This window comes from Williamsia serinedens (assembly GCF_024171725.1).
In the GTDB taxonomy this organism is placed as follows: Bacteria; Actinomycetota; Actinomycetes; order Mycobacteriales; family Mycobacteriaceae; genus Williamsia_A; species Williamsia_A serinedens.
Map to the genome: position 1 here is coordinate 661,797 of NZ_JAMTCG010000001.1, position 21,627 is coordinate 683,423.

Genomic DNA, 21,627 nt, shown 5'->3' on the forward strand with positions numbered 1-21,627 from the left:
GGGATGACCGTGGAGAGGGCCCGGGACGGGCAGGATGTCGAGTCGGGCGGAGACGCCGGCACCCCGTTGCGCCGAGCGATCACGGGCAGGTTGTTGTTCGTCTTCATCCTCGGCGATGTCCTGGGGGCAGGCATCTACGCCCTCGTCGGCGAGATCGCCGGCGAGGTCGGTGGCGCAGTCTGGGTCCCCATGCTGCTGGCGTTGGTGATGGCGCTGCTCACCGCCGCGTCCTACGCCGAGCTGGTCACCAAGTACCCGCGTGCGGGCGGCGCCGCGGTGTTCGCCCGGCGTGCCTATCGCTCACCGTTCGTGTCGTTCCTCGTGGGGTTCTGCACTCCCGCCGCGGGAGTCACCAGCGCCGCCGGCCTCGCGGTCGCGTTCGCCGGGGACTACCTGCAGGCGCTCGTCGACGTGCCCACGTCCGTCGCCTCCCTCGTCTTCCTGGCCGTGGTCGCGGTGCTGAACGCGCGGGGAATCCAGGAGTCGTTGCGCGCCAACGTCGTCATGACCCTCGTCGAGGTGTCCGGGCTGATGCTCGTGGTCGTCCTGGCGGGCATCGTCCTCGGTCGCGGCGACGGAGACGTGGGCCGAGTGGTCGAGTTCGACTCGTCGTCGACCCCGGCCCTCGCCGTCCTCGGCGCCGCACTGCTCGCCTTCTACTCGTTCGTCGGTTTCGAGACGTCGGCCAACGTGGCCGAGGAACTGAAGGACGTCCGCCGCGTGTACCCGCGGGCGCTGTTCACCGCGTTGGTCGCCGCGGGGTTCCTGTACGTCCTGGTGGGTCTGGCCATCTCGGTCGTGGCCCCCGCCGATCGCCTGGCGGCGTCGTCCGGGCCGCTGCTCGACGTGGTGGCGATCGCCGACGTCGGTGTCCCGGCGCGCCTGTTCTCCGTCATCGCGCTGGTCGCCGTGGCGAACGGTGCACTCCTCACGATGATCATGGCGTCGCGCCTGACCTTCGGGATGGCCCGCGAGGGCCTCCTCCCCTCGCCCCTCGCACGGGTGTTGCCCCATCGCAAGACCCCGTGGACCGCCATCGTCGCGACCACCGCAGTGGCGATGCTCCTGTCCGCGACGGGTTCCGTCGCCGCGCTGGCCGAGACCGTCGTCCTGCTCCTGCTCGTCGTCTTCGTCAGCACCAACCTCGCGGTCCTGGTCCTGCGTCGGGACCATCATGCGGGCGAGCACTTCCGTGCACCGACGATCGTGCTCGTCCTCGCGCTCGGGACATGTGTCGCGCTGATGACGCAGCAGTCGGCGTCGACGTGGCTGCGCGCGGGCGGGTTGCTCCTGGTGGGCGTCGTGCTCTACGGCCTCACCCGGCTCGCGGGTCGGCGCCGGTCGGTCGCGACACCGGGCACCGACCGCGAGGCGTGACCTACGCTGCGGACATGGCGATCTCCGACGACGACGTCGACCACGTCCGCCGCTGCGTCGAGCTGGCCCGTGAGGCGGTCGACGCCGGTGACGAGCCGTTCGGCTCCGTGCTCGTCGATGCCGCCGGGCGTCGTCTGTTCGAGGACCGCAACCGGGTGGGCGGCGGCGACCCGACGCGCCACCCCGAGCTCGCGATCGCGCTCTGGGCCGTCGAGAACCTGACCCCGGACGACCGCGCGGACACGACGACGTACACGTCCGGGGAACACTGCCCGATGTGCGCAGCCGCGCACGCGTGGGTGGGACTGGGACGGATCGTCTACGCGGTGTCGGCAGCACAGCTGACCGGGTGGTTGCGCGAATGGGACGCCCCGGCGGCGCCGGTCGCCCCGCTGCCCATCACGACCGTGGCACCCGGGCTCGTGGCCGACGGGCCCGTCGACGAGGTCGTTGAGACGATGAAGGCGCTGCACCGCGCAGCGCTGCGGTGAGGCCAGGAGGTCCGGAGATGACCGACACGACCGGGATCGACCCCTCCCGTCCGCCCAGCGGCGAAGGCTGCCTCGACTGCGAGTCCGCGCAGGGCTGGTGGTTCCACCTCCGGCGGTGCGCCCAATGCGGACACGTCGGGTGTTGCGACGACTCCCTGGGTGCGCATGCGACCGCCCACGCGCACGAGTCGGGCCACCCCGTGGTGCAGAGCTTCGAACCGGGCGAGGACTGGTTCTACAGCTACGCGACGAACACGATGGTGACCGGACCGGAACTCGCGCCGCCCCAGTCCCACCCGGTGGACCAGACTGCGCCCGGACCCCGGGATCGCGTCCCCGACGACTGGCAGGAGATTCTGATCCGCCACCGTGGAAACGGTTGACGCGCGCCGTCTCCGCCGTAGCGTTCGAGGGATGAGCACGTCCCCCGAGACCCGTCCGACGATCACCATCTCGTCACCCGGTGACGTCATCGCCGTCGTCAACTCCGGTCGTCTCGTCCCCCGCCGTCCGCGTCTCATGCTTGCTGTCGCTCTCGGCAGCATCTTCGTCGACGGGTGGGATCTCGGCAGTTTCGGGCTGGGCGCCCAGCAGATCCGCCAGGACTTCGACCTCGGCACCGGAAACTGGGGGCTCGACAGCCTCCCGTTCGTCAGTGCGTCGGTGCTCGTCGGCGCCCTCATCGGCGGTCTCGTCGGCGGCTGGCTCACCGACCGCGTCGGGCGCTATCGCATGATGATCCTCGACCTGGTGCTGCTCGTGTTCGCCGCGGCGGCAGCGGGTCTCGCGCCGAACGTCGAGAGTTTCGTGGCCTTCCGCTTCCTCATGGGTCTCGGGGTCGGACTCGACGTCCCGGTCGCGCTCGCCTTCATCGCCGAGGTCAGCGCGCTGGCCACCAAGGGCCGCAACGTCAACTTCGCGCAGGTCATGTCGACGGGGGCGTCCGCGGTCGTGTTCGCCGTCGCGCTCGGCATCCACGCCCTGGGGGTCGAGCAGGGCCTGTGGCGGTGGGCGATCGGGCTGGGCGCAGTGCCCGCCCTGCTCGTGCTGAGCCTGCGGTACTTCGCCTCGGTCGAGAGCCCGATGTGGGTGGCGCGGCACGGCTCCGTCGGCGAGTCTGTCGAGATCCTGCAGAAGACGTACGTTCTCGACGACGTGCGCCTCGTCGTCACCGACGACGCCGAGCGTGCCCCCAAGCCTCGGGCCACCCGACCCGGCGACGTCGTCGCACTCTTCGGTTCCCCGTTCGGGCGTCGGACACTGCTGGTCAGCGTCCTCGTCGTCACGCAGGCCGTCGAGTTCTACGCCATCTCCCTGTACACGCCGACGATCCTCACCCAACTGTTCGGTGCGAACCACCTCGCCGCCGTGCTCGCCGTCTCCGCGGCGGTGAACATCGTCGGCGCCGTCGGCGCGTACGCCTGCACACGCGTCGTCCAACGCACCGGGATCCGTGTCATCGCGGCGATCGGATTCGTCGGCACCGCAACCGCTCTCGCGCTCATCGCGGGCCTCTACGGGGTCCTGGCATCCGGGGTGGCGGCCGTGTTGATCGCCGCGTTCTACTTCCTGCACAATCTGGGCCCCGGCTACGCGGGGACGGCGATGGGCACGCTCTCCTACCCGACCGACGTACGCGGGACGGCCGGCGGCTACACCCAGGCCGTCACCCGCGTCGGCGGGATCGTCGGCGCGTACGCCTTCCCCGTCCTCACCGCTGCCCACGGCCAGCGCTTCACGATCGGGGCCATCATCGTCGCCCCCGTCGTGGCGCTCGTGGCGCTCGCTCTCATCCGGTGGGATCCCATCGGACAGGACGTGGACGCCGACGCCGTCGGGATACCCACGACCGCCGGCACGTAGCGTCGGGCGGGTGTCCGCCGTCGAAGCCGTTGTCGTCCTCGTCGCAGGGATCGGCGCCGGCGCCATCAACGCCGTGGTCGGTTCGGGCACGCTCGTCACCTTCCCCACGCTCGTGGCGTTCGGGTACCCGGCCCAGATCGCGACGATGTCGAACGCGGTCGGCCTGGTCGCGGGCGGGGTCTCGGGCACGTGGGGATACCGACGCGAGTTGCGCGGACAGGGCCGCCGCCTGGCCTGGCAGACACCGGCGTCTCTCGTCGGTGCGCTGATCGGCGCGTGGCTGCTGCTCCACCTGCCGCCGTCAGTTTTCGAGGCGGTGGTCCCGGTCCTGCTGATCGCCGCCCTGGTGCTGTTGGTCCTGCAACCACGGATCCAGGGGTGGGTGCGGTCGCGGTCCGACGGCGCAGCGCCGTCCGCCGCTCACATCACCCGGACGCGGACGGTCGTGCTCACCGTCGCGACGTTCGCGATCGGTGTCTATGGCGGCTATTTCACCGCCGCGCAGGGGATCCTGCTCATGGCCGCGATGGGCGTCATCCTGCCCGAGTCGATGCAGCGGATGAACGCCGCCAAGAACCTGCTGTCGCTGGTCGTCAACGTCGTCGCCGCCGTCGCCTTCATCGTGGTCGCCCCCGACCGGATCAGTTGGGCAGCAGCCGGGTTGATCGCCGTCGGATCCCTGCTCGGCGGAGCGGTGGGTGCGCGCTACGGGCGTCGCCTCTCGCCGACGGCGCTGCGCGCGGTCATCGTCGTGGTCGGGGTCATCGGGTTGTGGCGGTTGCTCGCCTGAGCGGTCAGGGCAGGATCGCGTCGACGTACCCGCCGTCGACGCGCACCGCGCCGCCGGTGGTGGCCGACGCCAGGTCCGAACTCAGATAGACGACCATGTTCGCGATCTCCTCGGGCTCGATCAGCCGCTGCAGCAACGACTGCGGGCGATGCAGCCGCATGAACTCACGTTGCGCCTCGTCCCACGGGAGGTCGCGGTCGACGAGTTGGTACACGAAGTCCTCGACCCCAGCGGTGTGGGTCGGACCGGCGATCACCGAGTTGACCGTCACCCCCGTCCCGGCGGCCTCCTTGGCGAACCCGCGCGACACCGCGAGCAGGGCGGTCTTCGACATCCCGTAGTGGATCATCTCCCGGGGGATGACGATCGCCGAGTCGCTCGCGATCGACAGGACGCGGCCCCGGCCGCGTTCGATCATCCCCGGCAGGTAGGTCCGGATGAGGCGGGTCGCGCTGAGGACGTTCACCTCGAAGAAGCGCCGCCACTCGTCGTCGGTGATGTCCAGCGCGTCCGTCGCCTCGAAGATGCCGAGGTTGTTGACCAGGATGTCGACGTCGGGGAGGACGGCGAGCACCGCGTCCGCACCCTCCGGGGTGGACAGGTCACCGGGTGCGGCGACGAGATCGGCGCCCTCGATGCTCGTCTCCAGGGACTCGATGGCCGACCTCACCGACTGCTCCCCGCGGCCGTTGATCGCCACACGGGCGCCCGCGCGGGCCAGTCCGGTCGCGATGGCCGACCCGATCCCCTGGGTCGATCCCGTCACCAGTGCCGTGCGTCCATCCAGGTCGATTCTCATGCCGTCCTTCCGTCGTGGGGGTCGTCGACCCACGCACAACGCACGTCACCGCGCGCCGCTTCCCGGCTGCGGTCACGACAGCCAGAACCCGCAGTGGTGGGCCTCGGCGAAGCCCGACCGCATCGCGGATCCGGGGACGTCGAGAGCAAGGAAGCGCTGCGTCGACGGCGACCACGCCGTCCACGCGGGGAGACCCGGCGCGTTCGGGTCACCGGTGCGCGCGAACGTCGACCACTGCCGCTTCATCTGCGCGGCGAACGACGCCGACGCGCCCGTCCAGGGCACGAATATCCCGCCGAGCCGGTTGAACAGGTACGGGATGTCCGCGGCGTGGAACGCACCCGGCAGGGCCGGGTTCGCACCCAGGGGCTGCGCCCGGAGCTCGTACTGCCACACACGCGCACCGCCGGCCGTCGCGGCCTCCGTCGTCACCTGGGCGGCACAGGCGAACAGTGAGTCGGTGTAGACCGCGGCCAGCGCACCTGCCGCGCTGCCGTACCGCGACACCGGATAGAGCGCCAGGACCCGGTCGGCGCGATCGGGGTACAGCGACCGGACGGTCTGGGCGTAGGACTGCTCCGTCGTGACCCGTTGTCGACTCACGTACTCGAACAACGCGACGAACGTCGCGCCCTCGTTCGCGTTGCTGCCCACGATCAGTGGCATCCCGGCCGCCGCCCCGCCACGCAACGCGTCCTCCGGGGTGCGGTCCAGCACCGTTCCGTCGAGGAACGGGGTCCAGGTCACGGCGGCCGAATCGAACTTCGTGGTCGGGGAATCGAGCAGCCGGTCGATCGGGAGGCGTCGGAGACAGGCCAACCGGGTACGCGCGTCCGCGCAGCCGACACCCGCGGCGTAGTCGATCGATCGACGTACGCCCTCCGCCTGCGACGGCGGCACCAGCGGACTGCGCGCGCACCCGCCACTCTGGACGATCGCTCGACGGAACAGCCCGCGGGACCCGGGTGCGGCGAGCTGGAGGCACACACTCATCCCGCCCGCGGACTCACCGAAGATCGTCACGTCTCGCGGGTTTCCGCCGAAGGCTCCGATGTTGTCGTGCACCCACCGCAGCGCGAACTGCTGGTCGGCGATGCCGAATGTCCCACTCACGCCGCCGTTCTGGGCCGCCAGTTCGGGCAACGCGAGGAACCCGAACGGCCCGACGCGGTAGTTCGGCACGGCGACGATGACGTCCCCGCTGCGCGCGATCTCCGAGGGGGCGTCGTACTGGGAGTCGGACCCGAGGACGAACGCCCCGCCGTAGAGGTACACCATCACCGGCAGGTCCCGACCGGCCGCGTTCTCCGGGACGTACAGGTCGACGGACAGGCAGTCCTCGCTCGTCGGACTCGGGATCGGCACCTCGGACGGGATGGTGACACCCGGCGCCGGCAGTGCCTGCGGGCACTGCGGTCCGTGCTGCGTCGCGGCGCGGACACCCGGCCACGGACGCGCCCGGCCCGGCGGCGCGAACCGCGCCGCCGACGCGAACGGCACCCCGAGGTATGTGTCGACCCCGTCCCGGTCGACGCCGGTGACCGCTCCCCCGGTCACGCGGACGGCGGTCGGCGTCGCCTGCGCGGCGGGGAAGGCCACCACCAGACCCAGGGCCGCCAGGAGGATCGCCAGAACAGTCGTCGTCCGTCGAGATGTGCTCACGTCCGGCCCCTTTCGTCGGGGTCCAGTCCTAACGCAGTCGACGGTCTCGTGGGTCGATTTTGTGACAAAACAGCATCGCCGACGCGGGGCACCTACGAGGCGGAGTGACGCTCCACAGCGTCCGCGGACGACATCGCGACCAGCGCCGCGGTCAGTTTCTCCAGCGCCGGCAGGGCCGCGACGACCGCGCGCCGTGCGTCGGCGTCGAGCGAGCCGAGCGCGTCGGCCAGCACCTGTCGGCTCGCGCGGTCGTAACGGGCGAGGAGTTCGAGCGCGCGGGGGGTCGGTCGGATGACCACCCGTCGCAGGTCGTCCCCGACGTGCTCCCGCTCGACGAGACCCTGCCGCTGCATCGTGGTCACGAGGTTGCTCGTCGTCGGACGGGCGAGGCGTAGCCGCGCGGCGAGGTCGCCGGAGGCCAGCGGGGTCTCGGCGGCGAGGGCGCGCAACACCTCGATCTGCGCCTCGGGCAGGTCGGGAAGGTCCGCGGCCACCCGAACCGCACGCAGCACCGCGCGGCGCAGCGGGCCTGTCATCCGACCCACTCGGACCGCGTCGTCGGTGTCCGTCATCACGACTCCTGCCTGTGCTAAATATTTTGTGGCAAAATCATCTCATGTCCACGATCACCACCTCAGTCGCTCAGCCCGTTCCCCCACAGGACCTCGACGGCATCGTCGGCCACCGGTTCATCTACACCTACGCCAACGGCTGGCAGTACGAGATGTACGTCAAGAACGCGACGACCATCGACTATCGCATCCACACCGGCGTGGTGGGCGGCCGTTGGGTGAAGGATCAGGAGGTCGACCTCGTCGCCCTCGACGACGACGTCTACAAGGTCTCGTGGAACGAGCCCACCGGGACGTCGGTCGTGGTCAACGTCCTCCCCGGCCGCCGCCGGCTGCACGGCACGATCTTCTTCCCGAAGTGGGTGGAGGACGACGGGTCGAAGACGGTGCTGTTCCAGAACGACCACCTCGACGAGATGCGTCGATTCCGCGACGAGGGTCCGACGTACCCGATCTACGTCGTCCCCGAGTTCGCCCACATCACCCTGTTCGAGCACGTCGGGACCGACGACGAGTCGGTGATCTCGGTGGCCCCGGGTGATCTGCCCGAAGGCTTCGCCGACCGCACCAACTGATGGACCCGGCGCCTCCCCCGCTGCGGTTCGTCACGCGGTTGACCGTGCGCGTCGCCGGCCCCGTCGATCTCGGCGAGTTCCCCACGGGTCGCCGGCGGGTGGTCCCGATCCTCGGTGGGCACGCGACAGGGCCGGGGGTGTCGGGCACCATCCGCCCGGTCGGCGCCGACACCCAGACACTGCGGGCGCCCGACGTCATGGAACTCGACGCGCAGTACCTGATCGACACCGACGACGGCGCGGTGATCGAGGTGCGCAATCGCGGGCTCCGCGTGGCGTCACCGTCCGACACGGCGGCGTTGCTGCGCGGCGAACCCGTGCCACCCACGCGCGTCTACTTCCGCACCACGCCGCTCCTGTCCGCGGACCACCCCGACTGGGCCTGGCTGTCCCGGACGGTGTTCGTCGCCACGGCCGTGCGGCAGCCCGAGGTAGTGCTGGTCGACGTCCACCGGGTCGACTGACACCGCCTCCCGGCCGGGTGCCGTCCGTAACCTTGGCGGCATGAGCACGGACCTCACCGAGGACAGCCGGGACGTCGGCGGCGACACCGCCCATCTGGAGACGATCGCACGGCGCGTCCTGTGGACCTCGACGGCGATGATCCACCATGCCAACCGCGTTCGACCGAACCCGAGCGGCCTCAAGGTCGGCGGCCACCAGGCGTCGTGCGCCTCGATGGTCCACATCATGACGTCGCTGTGGTTCGGACAGCTGCAGGCGGGTGACCGGGTGTCGGTGAAGCCGCACGCCTCGCCGGTGTTGCACGCGATCAACCACCTGTTGGGGGACCTCGACGAGCGGTGGTTGCCGACGCTCCGGGAGTACGGCGGCCTGCAGTCCTACCCGAGCCGGTCGAAGGACCCCGACCGCGTCGACTACTCCACCGGGTCGGTGGGCATCGGTGCGACAGCTCCGCTGTGGGGAGCGATCGCCCGGCGCTACGTCGACACCTCCTTCGGCACCACGGGCACCGGCCGGCAGTACTCCCTCGTCGGCGACGCCGAACTCGACGAGGGTGCCGTGTGGGAGGCCATCCTCGACCCGGCCGTCTCCGAACTCGGCGAGATCGTGTGGATCGTCGACCTGAACCGGCAGTCGCTGGACCGGGTGGTGCCGAACATCGCCGCCCGCAAGCTGGCCGACATGTTCTCCGCTGCGGGGTGGCAGGTGCTCACCGTCGCGTTCGGTCGGACGCTCGAGCATCTCTTCGCCCGTCCCGGCGGCGATGCGCTGCGGCGGCGGATCCTCGACATGCCCAACCCCGAGTACCAACGACTGCTGCGGTGCTCGGGACCCGAACTGCGCGAGCGCCTCCCCGGGGACGGCCCCGACGCGGACACCGTCGCCGCTGTCGTCGCCGACCTCGACGACGACGCCCTCGTCGGTGCGGTCGCGAACCTGGGCGGGCACGACATCGACGCACTGCGCGACGCCTACGCGCGTATCGACGATCATCGGCCGACGGTGATCCTGGCCTACACCGTGAAGGGCTTCGGTCTGCCGATCCAGGGGCATCCGCAGAACCACTCGTCGCTGCTGAGCGTCGAGCAGTTCGCCGAGCTCGCGGTAACCCTCGGTGAGGACGCCGACAAACCGTGGCGACGCTTCGATCCCGAGTCCCCCGAGGGGCGGATCTGCGCAGAGACCGCGCGGCGTCTCGAACGCCCACCGGTGCCGCCGCTGCCCCGCCTCGAGGTGCCCCGGGACGTCGATCGCACCCCGTCGGCGACGTCCACGACACAGGCCGCACTCGGTCGGGTGCTGCTCGACCTGTCGCGGGAGGCACCGGAGATCGCCGAGCGGGTGGTCACCGTCAGCCCCGACGTCAGCTCGACCACGAACCTCGCCGGCTGGTTGAACAAGGTGGGCGTGTGGTCCGCGGCCGAACGCCGCGACTGGTTCGCCGACGACGCCGAGACGATCATGCACTGGCGCGAACGACCCACCGGCCAGCACATGGAGCTCGGTATCGCCGAGACCAACCTCGTCGGCCTGCTCGGCGAGCTCGGCGCGACGTGGAGTCGGTGGGGTCAGCCCTTGCTCCCGATCGGTGTCCTCTACGACCCGTTCGTCGAACGCGCGCTCGAGCCGTGGTCGTTCGGCGTCTACGCCGGTGGCCAGTCCATCCTCGTCGGTACACCGTCGGGCGTGAGCCTCGCCTCCGAAGGTGGTGCGCATCAGTCGATCACCACCCCGTCGGTCGGACTCGAACAGCCAGGGTGCATCACCTACGAGCCGGCGTTCGCGATCGAGGTGCAGTGGATCCTGCTCGACTGCCTCGCCCACCTCGGCCGCCCGCACGGCCGGTCGGCGTACCTGCGGTTGTCGACGCGGCCGGTGGAACAGCAGCTCGCGGCAGTCCCCGACGACCCCGCCGCCCGCGAGCGCCGACGGCGCCAGGTCGTGGCGGGCGCGTACCGGCTGCGTACCGCACAGGGGCGGCCCGAAGCGACCATCGTCACGATGGGCGCGATGGCGACCGAGGCCGTGCGGGCCGCGGATCGCCTGCGCACCATGGAGATCGACGTCGACGTCGTGTGCGTCACGAGCCCGGGACTGCTGTTCGCGGCGACGCAGGCCCGCGAGGGGCGGCACGACGCGCCGACGTGGATCCTCGACAGCGTGTTCCCGCCCGACCGCGCGACGCCGATGGTCACGGTCCTCGACGGCCACCCGCACACCCTCGCCTTCCTCGCGACCATCAACCGGGTCCGTCTACGGGCGTTGGGTGTGGCCAGCTTCGGGCAGGCCGGCGCACTCGACGACACCTACCGCCACCACGGCATCGACACCGACAGCATCGTCCGGGCGACCCTCGACGCGATCAGCTGACAACGGCCTCGCGTCGCGCCGCCACGGCCCGCGCGGTGTCCTCGGCGACGAGGTCGGCGTTGATGTGGGCCCCGGCCATCGCGCCCTGAGCGGCCGATGCACCCACCTGCGCCATCAGGTCCCCGGCGTTGCCCGCCACCCACACACCGGGGACGTCGGTCAGGCCGGTCGGACTCGCCGCCACATGGGTACCGACGCCCATCGGGTGGTCCGTCGCGACGAGACCCACCCCCGCGGCGACGGCGACGCGAGCCTCCATCCGCGGCGCCACCGCGACCGCGTCGCGTGCGACGACGATCCCGTCGTCGAGACGCACCCCCGCGAGCCGCCCATCGGCCACCTCGAGCGCGACGACGGCGCCGTCGAGCACACGGATGTCGCGCGCCGCCAGCTTTTCTCGGGCCTCGGCGTCGAGTACGGTGCCCTGCGCGAAGTACACGACGTCGTCGCTGAGCTGCCGGAACAACAGCGCGTGGTGCAGCGACGCGGGGCCGCTCGCGACGATGCCGATCGCGCGATCGCGGACCTCCCAGCCGTGACAGTACGGACAGTGCAGCACGTCGATCCCCCACAGCTCCGTCATGCCCGGGATGGGCGGCAGGACGTCGGTGAGGCCGGTGGCCACGAGGACGCGTCGCGCGCCGATGGTCGAGCCGTCGTCGAGCCGGGCGCGGAACCCCGACGTCACGTCCCCCGACAGCTCCGCGACGCGCCCGTCGACGACACGACCGCCGTACCCGGTCACCTCACGGCGACCCTGCGCCAGCAGATCCCCCGGTGCAACGCCCTCCCGAGCGAAGAGCCCGTGCACCCCGTCCGCCGGGGCGTTGCGCGGATCCCCGGCGTCGACGACGACCACCGATCGGCGCGAGCGCGCCAGCATCAGCGCGCCGTTCAACCCGGCGGCCCCGCCGCCGATCACCACGACATCCACCGTGTCGGTGTCCATCTCGTTCCCCTCTCGCTGCGCGCACCCGGTCGGGCGCTGACACGACGATGCGCCCGCATCGCGCTTATGGCAAACCTCTTCCCGGTTATGGCACACTCGCCGTCATGGACGAGCAGACCGATCAGGCGATCGCCGCGGCCGGACCCCGCCTGCGCGAGCTGCGTCAGCACCGGGAGCTCACGCTCGAGGAGGTGTCGGAACAGACCGGGATCTCCCGGAGCACGCTCTCGCGTCTGGAATCGGGTGGACGTCGCGCGAGCCTGGAACTGCTGCTGCCGCTGGCGCGCCTCTACGGCGTGACGCTCGACGAGCTGGTCGACGCCCCGTTCACCGGCGACCCCCGGGTGACGTTGCGCGCGACGCGCCACGGCGACCGGACCGTCCTCCCACTCACCCGTCGACCCGGCGGGATCCAGGCGTTCAAGGTCGTCCTCGACGCGTCCGACCCGTCCACCGAACCGTCGCCCCGCACCCACACCGGATACGAATGGCTCTATGTCCTCGACGGCAGGCTGCGACTGATCCTCGGCGAGCACGACATCGTCCTCGGCGCCGGGGAAGCCGCCGAGTTCGACACCCGGCTCCCCCACTGGTTCGGCTCCGCCGACGGTCGCGCGGTCGAGTTCCTCAGCCTCTTCGGCAAGCAGGGCGAGCGGGCGCACCTGCGTGCCGCCCCGCCCGGTCGCCGGAGCTGATCGCTCAGGCCCCGACGTAGGCCGCGAGATGCTCGCCGGTCAGCGTCGACCGCGCGGCGACCAGATCGGCCGGGGTTCCCTCGAAGACGACCCGACCGCCGTCGTGCCCGGCGCCGGGTCCGAGGTCGACGATCCAGTCGGCGTGCGACATCACCGCCTGGTGGTGTTCGATCACGATCACGCTCTTCCCGCTGTCGACCAGTCGGTCGAGCAGGCCGAGGAGCTGTTCGACGTCGGCGAGGTGCAGACCCGTCGTGGGCTCGTCGAGCACGTAGACGTCGCCCTTGTCCCCCATCTGGGAGGCCAACTTCAGGCGTTGGCGCTCGCCGCCCGACAGGGTCGTCAGCGGTTGCCCGAGGCGGATGTAACCGAGGCCCACGTCGTCCATCCGGCCCAGGATCGTCGCCGCCGCAGGCACTCTCGCCTCGCCCTCGGAGAAGAACGCCCGGGCCTGGGCCACCGACATCCCGAGTACCTCGCTGATGTCGCGACCACCGAAGGTCAGCTCGAGGACCTCGGCCAGGAACCGGCGGCCCTCGCACACCTCGCAGGTGGTCGCCACGCCCGCCATCATGGCGAGGTCGGAGTAGACGACACCGGCGCCGGTGCAGTTGGGGCACGCACCGTCGGAGTTCGGCGAGAACATCGCGGGTCTCACCCCGTTGGCCTTCGCAAACGCCTTCCGGATCGGCTCGAGCAGACCCGTGTAGGTGGCGGGGTTGCTACGGCGGGAGCCCTTGATCGCGGTCTGGTCGATCCAGACGACGTCGTCGCGCTTCGCGACCGATCCCGCGATCAGCGAGCTCTTCCCCGACCCGGCCACGCCGGTGATCACGACCAGGGCGCCGAGCGGGATGTCGACGTCGACGTGGCGGAGATTGTGCGTCGACGCGCCCCGCACCTCGATGACCCCCGTGGCCGTGCGCAGCTCGGGCTTGAGCGATGCGCGATCGTCGAGGTGGCGCCCGGTGAGGGTGTCCGCGGTGTGGAGTTCGTCGACGGAGCCCTCGAAGACGATCTGACCGCCCTCGGTGCCGGCGCGGGGTCCGAGGTCGACGACGTGGTCGGCGATGGCGATCGCCTCCGGCTTGTGCTCGACGACGAGCACGGTGTTCCCCTTGTCCCGCAACGCGATCAACAAGTCGTTCATCCGCGCGATGTCGTGCGGGTGGAGGCCGACGGTGGGCTCGTCGAAGACGTAGGTGATGTCGGTCAGCGACGACCCGAGATGACGGATCAGTTTCGTGCGCTGCGCCTCGCCCCCGGACAACGTCCCGGCCGGACGGTCGAGCGACAGGTAGCCCAGGCCGATGTCCACGAAGGAGTCGAGGGTCTGCCGCAGCGTCGTGAGCAGCGGCGCGACCGACGGCTCGTCGAGCTCGGCCGCCCAGGCCGCGAGGTCGCTGATCTGCATCGCGCAGACGTCGGCGATGCTGCGCCCGCGGATCAGCGAGGACCGCGCGAGCTCGGACAGACGCGTGCCGTCGCACTCGGGACACGTGTCGAAGGTGATGGCACGGTCGACGAAGGCCCGGATGTGCGGCTGCATCGCCTCCCGGTCCTTGCTCAGCATCGACTTCTGGATCTTGGGGATCAGTCCCTCGTAGGTGACGTTGATGCCCTCGACCTTGATCCGCGTCGGCTCCTTGAACAGCAGCGCGTCGAGTTCCTTCTTCGTGAATCGCGCGATGGGCTTGTCGGCGTCGAAGAAGCCGCACCCGCGGAAGATCCGGCCGTACCACCCGTCCATCGTGTACCCGGGGATGGTCAACGCGCCCTCCGACAACGACTTCGACGCGTCGTAGAGCGCCGTGAGATCGAAGTCGGAGACCGATCCGCGCCCCTCGCAGCGGGGGCACATGCCGCCGGTGATCTCGAACGAGGCGCGCTGCTTGACCGTGCGACCGGCCTTCTCGACGGTGACCGCCCCCGCTCCGCTGACCGAGGCGACGTTGAACGAGAACGCCTGCGGCGAACCGACATGCGGTTCGCCGAGACGGCTGAACAGGATCCGCAACAACGCGTTCGCGTCGGTCGCGGTGCCGACCGTGGACCGGACGTTGGCGCCCATCCGTTCCTGGTCGACGATGATCGCCGTCGTGAGGTTCTCGAGCAGGTCGACGTCGGGCCGGGTCAGGGTGGGCATGAAGCCCTGCACGAAGGCGCTGTAGGTCTCGTTGATCATCCGCTGCGACTCCGCGGCGATGGTGCCGAACACCAGCGAACTCTTGCCCGAGCCGGACACGCCCGTGAAGACGGTCAGCCGGCGCTTGGGGATGTCGAGGTCGACCTCGCGCAGGTTGTTGACACGCGCGCCGCGCACGCGGATCACGTCGTGGGAATCGGCCACATGCGGACGGGATGCGGTCATGCCCCGCACCCTAGTGGCCCGACGACGTCACCACCTCGGCGTCGCCGAACGTCATCGACAGGTGCCCGATCGACGACGACATCAGCGTGGCGCCGATGTCGAGGCCCTTCAGTTCGTCGGCGAACTCGTGGTCCCCCAGCGCGATCCGAGCGCCACCCGGTCGGGTCCGGACCGACTCGGCGCGCATGGTCCACGGCGTCGCACGCAGGGTGCCGCCCAGGAACGAGTACGCGGTGAGCGTCGTCGAGGACGACGAGTCGGGGACGGACACGCCGCGGGCCAGCCGGAGGTCGAGGATGTCACGGCCGTCGGCGCGGACCGATCCGTGCGGCCGGACCGAGCGGTGACGACAGTCGAAGTCGGCGAGCGTCTTCGGGAACCCCCAGATCTCGCGGCCCGCGGCGAGCGTGAACTGCCCGTCGACGGGCAGGCGGTGGATGTACGCGCAGACCTCGCCACGGAGCACGGCACGCATGCCCGTGGCGCCTGCACCGGGCCGGTGGTGACGGACGAGGAAACAGACCCCGAACTCGTTGTACGGGCCGAGGTCGCCGTCGACGTAGTCGACGAAGACGAGCGCGCAGGCCGCGCGGCCGGGCCGCCAGGTCACCGGGTGCAGGCCGGTCGGTGCGAGCAGGGTCGACGTGGCGCGGGCGTCGACCGACACCATCGCGGTGAAGGCCGTCGCGTGCCGGATCTGCACCGGCGCGGGCACCGTCTCCCCGAGGACCGTGTGGCCACCCATCGCACCGGACACCCGACACCTCCTGCGTCTCGTCGTCACCCCCAGAAGACCATCCTTGCGACCCCCGTGTCTCGCCGACACGGGTTTGTCGTGCGTCCGACCGGGAAGCCGCAGGTGGACACCCACCATCGACGAGAGGCCCCGCATGAAGGCGATCGTGTTCCATGACATCGGAGACATCCGACTCGACGACGTCCCCGACCCCCGGATCGAGGAACCGACCGACGCGATCGTGCGCATCACGACGTCGGCGATCTGCGGCACCGACCTGCACCTCATCCGCGGCACGATGCCGGGGATGGTCCCCGGAACCATCCTCGGACACGAGGCCGTCGGCGAGGTCGTCGAGACCGGCGCCGACGTGCGCGGCCTCACCGCGGGCGATCGGGTCGTCGTGTGTTCGACGGTCGGTTGTGGACGCTGCTCGTACTGCCGCGCGGGCTACTACGCGCAGTGCGACGTCGCGAACCCGAACGGTCCGTCGGCGGGGACCTGCTTCTTCGGTGGCCCGCAGTCGACGGGCCCCGTGAACGGGCTGCAGGCGGGATACGCCCGGATCCCCTTCGCCCAGACGACGCTGGTGCCGGTACCCGACTCCGTCTCCGACGACGCCGCCATCCTCGTCTCCGACGTCCTGCCGACGGGCTGGTTCGGCGCCCGCCTCGCCCAGGTGTCCCAGGGCGACACGGTCGCGGTGTTCGGTGCCGGCGTCGTCGGGCAGTGCGCGATCGCCTCGGCGAAGGCGCAGGGCGCGACGCGCGTCCTCGCCGTCGACTGTCTGCCCGACCGCCTCGAGACCGCGCGCCGCCAGAACGCCGAATGCATCGACTTCTCCGCCGAGGACCCGGTGGAGGTGATCCGCCACCTGACCGGCGGCATCGGCGTGGACCGGGTCGTCGACGCCGTGGGCGTCGACGCGTACCGACCGACCTCGGGCCCGGCGGCCGACGCCCTGCCGGAGGATCCCGACCGCCTCGACGCCGAACGCGCCCACACCGCTCCCGACGCCGATCCGTCGGGCGACACGTGGGTTCCCGGGGACTCACCCAGCCTCGCGGCACGCTGGGCGGTGCAGTCGGTGGCGAAGGCGGGCACCGTCGGGGTGATCGGGGTGTACCCACCCACGTTCGACGCCTTCCCCTTCGGCGAGGCGATGAACCGCAACCTGACCATCCAGGCCGGCAACTGCAACCACCGCCGGTACATCCCGAGCCTGCTGCACCGCGTGGCCCGCGGCGACCTCGACCCCACCCGGTTCATCACGCAGGTCGCCACGACGGCGGAGATGCCCGACGCCTACGCGGCGTTCGACCGACGTCAGCAGGGATGGCTGAAGACGGTCGTGCCCATGTAGTGGACCGCCGAACCGGACAGGGCGCCGTCGGTGCTGTGGCAGCATCACGCGGATGAGCAGGTCGACGTCCTTCGTCCGCGTCGGTGTCGCGTACGTGGTGGCGATCGCCGTTGCCGCGGTGTGGTTGTGGCTCGGCCTACGGACCTCGTCGGCCCTGTGGGACGCGGCGATCGCCGACGTGCTCGCGACCCTCGTGGTGTTCGGGTTCAGTCGTGCGCACCGGAACTCGAGCTTCTACGACGCCTACTGGAGCGTCATCCCTCCCCTGCTCGTCGGGTTCTGGTGGTGGCGGTCGGACGCCGGCGCCGGCGACCCGACGGCGTGGGTCGTGATGGTCGTCGTCCTGGTGTGGGCGATCCGGCTGACCGCGAACTGGGCGATCGGGTTCCCGGGCCTGCACCACGAGGACTGGCGCTACCCGATGCTGCGCGAACGCGCCGGGCGGTTCGAGGCCGTCGTCGACCTCGTCGCGATTCACCTGGTCCCGACGCTGCAGGTGTTCCTGGGCTGCGTCCCGGCCTACCTCGCGGTGACCCACCGGCCGGTCGCCGTGCCGTGGCTGGTCGTCGTCGCGGCGGTGGCGGGTCTCGCCGCGGTCGCCCTGGAGTGGGCGGCCGACCGGCAGATGCGCGCCTTCGTCGCGGTCAAACAGCCGGGGCAGGCGATGGATCGGGGGTTGTGGGCGTGGTCGCGGCACCCGAACTACTTCGGTGAGTTCGGTTTCTGGGTCGGGCTCTACCTGTTCGGCGTCGCCGTGACCCCCGGCGACGCGTGGTGGTCATGGATCGGGGCCGGCGCGATGCTGGCGATGTTCCTCGGCGCGAGCATCCCGATGATGGAGGAGCGCAGTCTCGCGTCGCGGCCGTCGTACGCCGACGTCGTGGACAGGGTGTCGCGCTTCGTCCCCCGGCCGCCGCGGGCGGCGGCCGGTCGGTGACCCGTCCGACCGTCCTGGTGGCGGGCATGGGTGACGTCGGGACGCTGACCGCCATGCACCTCGCGCGCCACGTCGACGTCGTCGGGGTGGCGACGACACCCGGCCTGGTCAGCGGCCAGGAACTCGGCCTGCGTCTGTCCGACCCGGACCGGTGGTCGCAGGACTACTGGGTCGACTATCGCCGGTACCGCCGACTCGACGGGGTCGAGATCGTGCGGGGTCGGGTGTCCGGCGTCGACGGCGCGACGCAGACGGCCGGCATCGTCTCCGACCGGGGCGAGACCGAACGACGGTGGGACGCGCTGGTGATCGCCACCGGCGTCACCAACGGGTTCTGGCGGTCGCCCGACGTCCTCGACGCCGCCGGCGTCGACTCAGGGCTGCGGACCCACCACGAGGCTGTCCGCACCGCGCGGCGTGTGGCGGTGATCGGTGGCGGCGCGGCGGCCGTCGCGGCAGCGGCCGGTGTGGCGGCACGGGTCCCCGCCGCCCGCGTCGACCTGTACTTCCCCGGCGAGCGACCGCTGCGCGACCACCACCCGCGGACGTGGTCCACCGTCCAGCGTCGTCTGGAGGATCTGGGCGTCGGCCTCCATCCCGGCCACCGCGCGGGCGTCCCGCCCAACGCCGACCGGGCAGGCGTCGGGCCGGGTGTCGTCGAGTGGACCACCGGCCAGCCCGGTGTCGCGGCCGACGCGATCGTCTGGGCCATCGGCCGGGCCGTCCCCCACACGGGATGGCTTCCCGAGACCGTCCTCGACGAGGACGGGTTCGTCCGCGTCGACCCGACGCTCCGCGTCCCGGGCCTCCCGCACACGTTCGCTGTGGGTGACGTCGCGGCCACTGATCCCCTCCGCGGTTCGGCGCGCAACCGGGCGGATCGTCTCGTCGCCCACAACGTCCGCGCCGACCTCGCCGGCCGTCGGCTCCGGTGCTACCGCCCCCGCACCACACGATGGGGCTCGGTCCTCGGTCCGCAGCCGGACGGCCTCGAGGTGTTCACCCCGGCGGGGATCGGCGTCCGCATCCCCCGGCCCGTCGTCGACCGCGTCCTGCGGCCGTGGATCGTGAACCGCGGGATCTACGGAGGGATCCGCCCGCGCTGACCGTCACCCGTTCGTTGGGCAGTTGGAACCACTCGTTGGGCAGTTGGAGCTACTCGTTGGGCGCCCGGAACCGTTCGTTGGGCGCTCGGAACCGTTCGTTGGGCACTTGGAGCCACTCGTTGGGCACGTGCGAGCACGACCGGCGGGTCTTTCTGCCCTTCCGCGCGCTCCTGCTGCCCAACGAACGGTTCCTGGTGCCCAACGATTGGTTCCTGGTGCCCAACGAACGGGGTCGGGGCGGTCGGCCGTCAGCCCTTCGGCGGCGCGGTCAGCTCGAGGGCGATGTTGTCGGGGTCGCGGAACTCGAGGATGGAGATGCCACCGGCGTCCTTTATCCCCTCGTGTTCGATGCCGAGACGGTCGAGCGTCGCCACCGCCGCCTCGAGGTCGTCCGCGGAGGCGAGCGCGAAACTCAGATGGTCCAGGCCCGTGCGGTTCTCGTCGAACGAGTCGTCGCCGACCGGCCGCAGACCGAACAGGCCGCCCGCGAACTGGTAGATCACGCCGCCGAACAGGAACCACAGCTGCTCGCGCGTCTTCTCGTCGGCGTCGGCGGGCAACTCGTAGGCGACGTCGAAGCCGAACACGTCGTCGTAGAACTTCCGCGACCGCTCGATGTCACGCACGGTGATCCGGACGTGGTGGAACCCTGTCGGCGAGATGGTCACGGTCGATCCTCCTGGTCGGCTCCACTGTGTGCCGCCGATCGGCACACTGGGGTCATGCCTACCAAGACCCGCACGGCTGCCCTTCATTCCCTCGCGGTCCTGACCTGCATCGGACTGGTGTCCGCATGCGGGTCCGACGGCGGCGGTTCGCCGGCCCCCTCCAGCGCGTCGTCGACGCCGGTGGCCGCCGAGCCGGCCGTCGCACCCACCCCGACCACGCGCCCGATCGGCACCGTGATCGAGGTCGGCAACGAGCCCGAGGGCGTGCAGATCGGCACGTCGGGCATCGCGGCGGTCGGCGTCCGACGACCCGACGGCATCGCGCTGGTCGACGTCGCCGCGCGACGCCTCATCCGCACGGTGTCCACCCAGGGCGCACCCCGACACCTCGAACTGGCCGGGCCCGACGGGCCCGTGATCCTCCCGTTGGAGACCGCCGACATCGTGACGACGATGACCTTCGACGGGCGGTTCGGCCCGATCGCCCGCAACGTCGGCAACCTGCCGCATGACGTCGTCCTCACCTCCGACGGCACATACGTCGGGACCAACGAGCACGGCGGCGGCGCGCTCTTCATCAGAGACGGGCGCGTGATCGCCTCGTTGCCCGCGCCTCCACCCCAGCCGGGTGGCGTCGCGGCCGTGGGCCGTTACGCTGCGATGGCCGACGTGCAGGGCAACGGCGTCTACGTCTACGACGGCACCACCCGAACGGAGGTGGCTCGCAAGCAGATCGGCGTCCGGCTCACCCACGCGCAGGCCATGAGCGACGGGTTGGTCGCGTTCGCCGACACCGACGGCAGTGCGGTCCTCGTCGAGCGCATCACCCCGCAGGTCGTCGACGTCGCTCGGATCCCGACGGCGGGCAAGCCCTACGGACTGGGCTGGCAGGTGTCGACGAAGACGCTGTTCGTGACGTCCACCGCCACGAACACGCTGCAGGTGATCGACATGAGCGATCCCGCACGTCCCCGGGTACGCGGGTCGGTTCCGACGGTGCAGCAACCGAACTCGGTGTCCGCGGACCCGACGACCGGCACGGTGGTGGTCACCGGGAGCGCTCCGGGTGAGGCCAGCTCGCTGCAGATCATCCCCGCCGACCTGCTCCCCCGCTGACACGACGATGCCCCCGACCGGTCGGCCGGGGGCACCGTCGTGATGGGGCGGCGATCAGCCGATGCTGAACGGCTTGCCGTAGAACGTGACCTGCTTGTCGACGTTCGAGGTGCGAACGCGGACGACGGCGATCGAACGGGCCTGGGCGTACCCGGCACATCCGGTCAGCTGCAGCTGCGAGCCCGTGTAGCTCAGCTTGAGCTTGGTGCCCTCGTAGTCGACGTTGTTCGTGTACTGCTGTGCACCGAAGTCGTCGGCCTTCTCGACCTGGTTGATGAAGTACTGGGTCGCCTGACCCGGCCCGAGGACGAGCGCCTGGTTGGCACCGGCACCGGTCGCCGTACTGGTGCCTGCGAGATTCTCCGTCGTGGTACCGGTGAGCCCGGTCGTCGTCGAGGAGATGTTGACCTGGCAGCCGACGATGTACCCGGCCTGGATCCGGATCTTCGCCTTCTTGCTCGAGGTCACCTGGTATCGCGCGGAGACCTGCGCTGCGCGGTGCAGCGGGGTGCCGCCGAGCGACGGCGCGATGACCGCGGTCTCGCCGGTGCGGGCGATCGACACCTTGGTGCCGTCCTGGAGGGTGGTGCTCTGGACCTGGTCCGGCAGCTTGACGAAGACGTCGGCGTTGGCCGAGCCCTGGGCGAGCAGAGCCGCTGCGGCGGCGAGCGCTGCGCTGGTGCCGGCGACCCCGAGTGCGCGGCGAGAAACCATGTGAGACA

At 70.9% G+C, this 21,627-nt stretch carries 21 protein-coding genes; 13 read left to right on the forward strand and 8 right to left on the reverse strand.

What is annotated here, in order from left to right; genetic code table 11:
• Window positions 1-3 precede the first annotated feature (3 nt).
• The 5 genes from LX12_RS03070 to LX12_RS03090 are packed head-to-tail and all read left to right on the forward strand — an operon-like array spanning window position 4 to window position 4,521.
• Window positions 4-1,377, forward strand: coding sequence for an APC family permease (locus LX12_RS03070; protein ID WP_253653005.1), 1,374 nt, complete (start codon window positions 4-6; stop codon window positions 1,375-1,377).
• A gap of 14 nt (window positions 1,378-1,391) precedes the next feature.
• The gene (locus LX12_RS03075; protein ID WP_253653006.1) at window positions 1,392-1,868 is read left to right on the forward strand and encodes a nucleoside deaminase; all 477 of its coding nucleotides are present in this window, start codon (window positions 1,392-1,394) and stop codon (window positions 1,866-1,868) included.
• Window positions 1,869-1,885: 17 nt separating this feature from the next.
• Complete coding sequence (locus LX12_RS03080; protein ID WP_253653007.1) at window positions 1,886-2,251, forward strand: UBP-type zinc finger domain-containing protein; 366 nt, start codon at window positions 1,886-1,888, stop codon at window positions 2,249-2,251.
• A gap of 31 nt (window positions 2,252-2,282) precedes the next feature.
• Entirely contained in the window at window positions 2,283-3,731 is a 1,449-nt protein-coding gene (locus LX12_RS03085) for an MFS transporter (protein ID WP_253653008.1), read from the forward strand.
• A 10-nt stretch (window positions 3,732-3,741) separates the two neighbouring features.
• Window positions 3,742-4,521 carry a sulfite exporter TauE/SafE family protein gene (locus LX12_RS03090; protein ID WP_253653009.1) on the forward strand — a complete coding sequence of 260 codons (780 nt, stop codon included), beginning with the start codon at window positions 3,742-3,744 and terminating at the stop codon, window positions 4,519-4,521.
• A 4-nt stretch (window positions 4,522-4,525) separates the two neighbouring features.
• Here LX12_RS03090 and LX12_RS03095 read toward each other — a convergent pair whose 3' ends face one another.
• The 3 genes from LX12_RS03095 to LX12_RS03105 form a co-directional block, all read right to left on the reverse strand.
• Complete coding sequence (locus LX12_RS03095; RefSeq protein WP_253653010.1) at window positions 4,526-5,320, reverse strand: SDR family NAD(P)-dependent oxidoreductase; 795 nt, start codon at window positions 5,318-5,320, stop codon at window positions 4,526-4,528.
• A gap of 72 nt (window positions 5,321-5,392) precedes the next feature.
• Window positions 5,393-6,982: a carboxylesterase/lipase family protein gene (locus LX12_RS03100; RefSeq protein WP_253653011.1), complete on the reverse strand. Its 1,590-nt coding sequence runs from the start codon at window positions 6,980-6,982 to the stop codon at window positions 5,393-5,395.
• A 92-nt stretch (window positions 6,983-7,074) separates the two neighbouring features.
• The gene (locus LX12_RS03105; protein ID WP_253653012.1) at window positions 7,075-7,554 is read right to left on the reverse strand and encodes a MarR family winged helix-turn-helix transcriptional regulator; all 480 of its coding nucleotides are present in this window, start codon (window positions 7,552-7,554) and stop codon (window positions 7,075-7,077) included.
• A gap of 44 nt (window positions 7,555-7,598) precedes the next feature.
• Here LX12_RS03105 and LX12_RS03110 point away from each other — a divergent pair, with 44 nt between their 5' ends.
• The 3 genes from LX12_RS03110 to LX12_RS03120 are packed head-to-tail and all read left to right on the forward strand — an operon-like array spanning window position 7,599 to window position 10,964.
• Entirely contained in the window at window positions 7,599-8,129 is a 531-nt protein-coding gene (locus LX12_RS03110; RefSeq protein WP_253653013.1) for a phenolic acid decarboxylase, read from the forward strand.
• A complete protein-coding gene (locus tag LX12_RS03115; RefSeq protein WP_253653014.1) occupies window positions 8,129-8,593 on the forward strand; it encodes a DUF3237 domain-containing protein in 465 nt (154 codons plus the stop codon). The genes LX12_RS03110 and LX12_RS03115 overlap by 1 nt, the downstream gene beginning before the upstream one ends.
• Window positions 8,594-8,633: 40 nt before the next feature.
• Window positions 8,634-10,964 carry a thiamine pyrophosphate-binding protein gene (locus tag LX12_RS03120; protein ID WP_253653015.1) on the forward strand — a complete coding sequence of 777 codons (2,331 nt, stop codon included), beginning with the start codon at window positions 8,634-8,636 and terminating at the stop codon, window positions 10,962-10,964.
• Here LX12_RS03120 and LX12_RS03125 read toward each other — a convergent pair.
• A complete protein-coding gene (locus LX12_RS03125; RefSeq protein ID WP_253653016.1) occupies window positions 10,957-11,913 on the reverse strand; it encodes an NAD(P)/FAD-dependent oxidoreductase in 957 nt (318 codons plus the stop codon). The genes LX12_RS03120 and LX12_RS03125 overlap by 8 nt on opposite strands.
• Before the next feature lie 104 nt (window positions 11,914-12,017).
• Here LX12_RS03125 and LX12_RS03130 point away from each other — a divergent pair, with 104 nt between their 5' ends.
• Window positions 12,018-12,608: a helix-turn-helix domain-containing protein gene (locus tag LX12_RS03130; protein WP_253653017.1), complete on the forward strand. Its 591-nt coding sequence runs from the start codon at window positions 12,018-12,020 to the stop codon at window positions 12,606-12,608.
• Window positions 12,609-12,612: 4 nt separating this feature from the next.
• On the opposite strand, the gene LX12_RS03135 is transcribed toward LX12_RS03130, so the two are convergent.
• Complete coding sequence (locus LX12_RS03135; RefSeq protein ID WP_253653018.1) at window positions 12,613-14,979, reverse strand: ATP-binding cassette domain-containing protein; 2,367 nt, start codon at window positions 14,977-14,979, stop codon at window positions 12,613-12,615.
• Window positions 14,980-14,989: 10 nt separating this feature from the next.
• Window positions 14,990-15,724, reverse strand: a complete 735-nt coding sequence (locus tag LX12_RS03140; protein ID WP_253653174.1) for an acetoacetate decarboxylase family protein — start codon at window positions 15,722-15,724, stop codon at window positions 14,990-14,992.
• A 145-nt stretch (window positions 15,725-15,869) separates the two neighbouring features.
• Here LX12_RS03140 and LX12_RS03145 point away from each other — a divergent pair, with 145 nt between their 5' ends.
• The 3 genes from LX12_RS03145 to LX12_RS03155 are packed head-to-tail and all read left to right on the forward strand — an operon-like array spanning window position 15,870 to window position 19,121.
• Window positions 15,870-17,078 (forward strand): alcohol dehydrogenase catalytic domain-containing protein, encoded by a 1,209-nt coding sequence (locus tag LX12_RS03145; RefSeq protein WP_253653019.1) that lies wholly within the window; start codon window positions 15,870-15,872, stop codon window positions 17,076-17,078.
• A 52-nt stretch (window positions 17,079-17,130) separates the two neighbouring features.
• Window positions 17,131-18,015: a DUF1295 domain-containing protein gene (locus LX12_RS03150; RefSeq protein WP_253653020.1), complete on the forward strand. Its 885-nt coding sequence runs from the start codon at window positions 17,131-17,133 to the stop codon at window positions 18,013-18,015.
• On the forward strand, window positions 18,012-19,121 hold the full coding sequence (locus LX12_RS03155; RefSeq protein WP_253653021.1) for an FAD-dependent oxidoreductase: 1,110 nt from the start codon (window positions 18,012-18,014) through the stop codon (window positions 19,119-19,121). The genes LX12_RS03150 and LX12_RS03155 overlap by 4 nt, the downstream gene beginning before the upstream one ends.
• Before the next feature lie 248 nt (window positions 19,122-19,369).
• Here LX12_RS03155 and LX12_RS03160 read toward each other — a convergent pair whose 3' ends face one another.
• A complete protein-coding gene (locus LX12_RS03160; RefSeq protein WP_253653022.1) occupies window positions 19,370-19,789 on the reverse strand; it encodes a VOC family protein in 420 nt (139 codons plus the stop codon).
• 54 nt (window positions 19,790-19,843) lie between these two features.
• On the opposite strand from LX12_RS03160, the gene LX12_RS03165 reads away from it, so the two are divergent.
• Complete coding sequence (locus LX12_RS03165; protein WP_253653023.1) at window positions 19,844-20,905, forward strand: YncE family protein; 1,062 nt, start codon at window positions 19,844-19,846, stop codon at window positions 20,903-20,905.
• Between the two features lie 54 nt (window positions 20,906-20,959).
• On the opposite strand, the gene LX12_RS03170 is transcribed toward LX12_RS03165, so the two are convergent.
• Window positions 20,960-21,619, reverse strand: coding sequence for an MspA family porin (locus tag LX12_RS03170; protein WP_253653024.1), 660 nt, complete (start codon window positions 21,617-21,619; stop codon window positions 20,960-20,962).
• Between the last annotated feature and the right edge of the window lie 8 nt (window positions 21,620-21,627).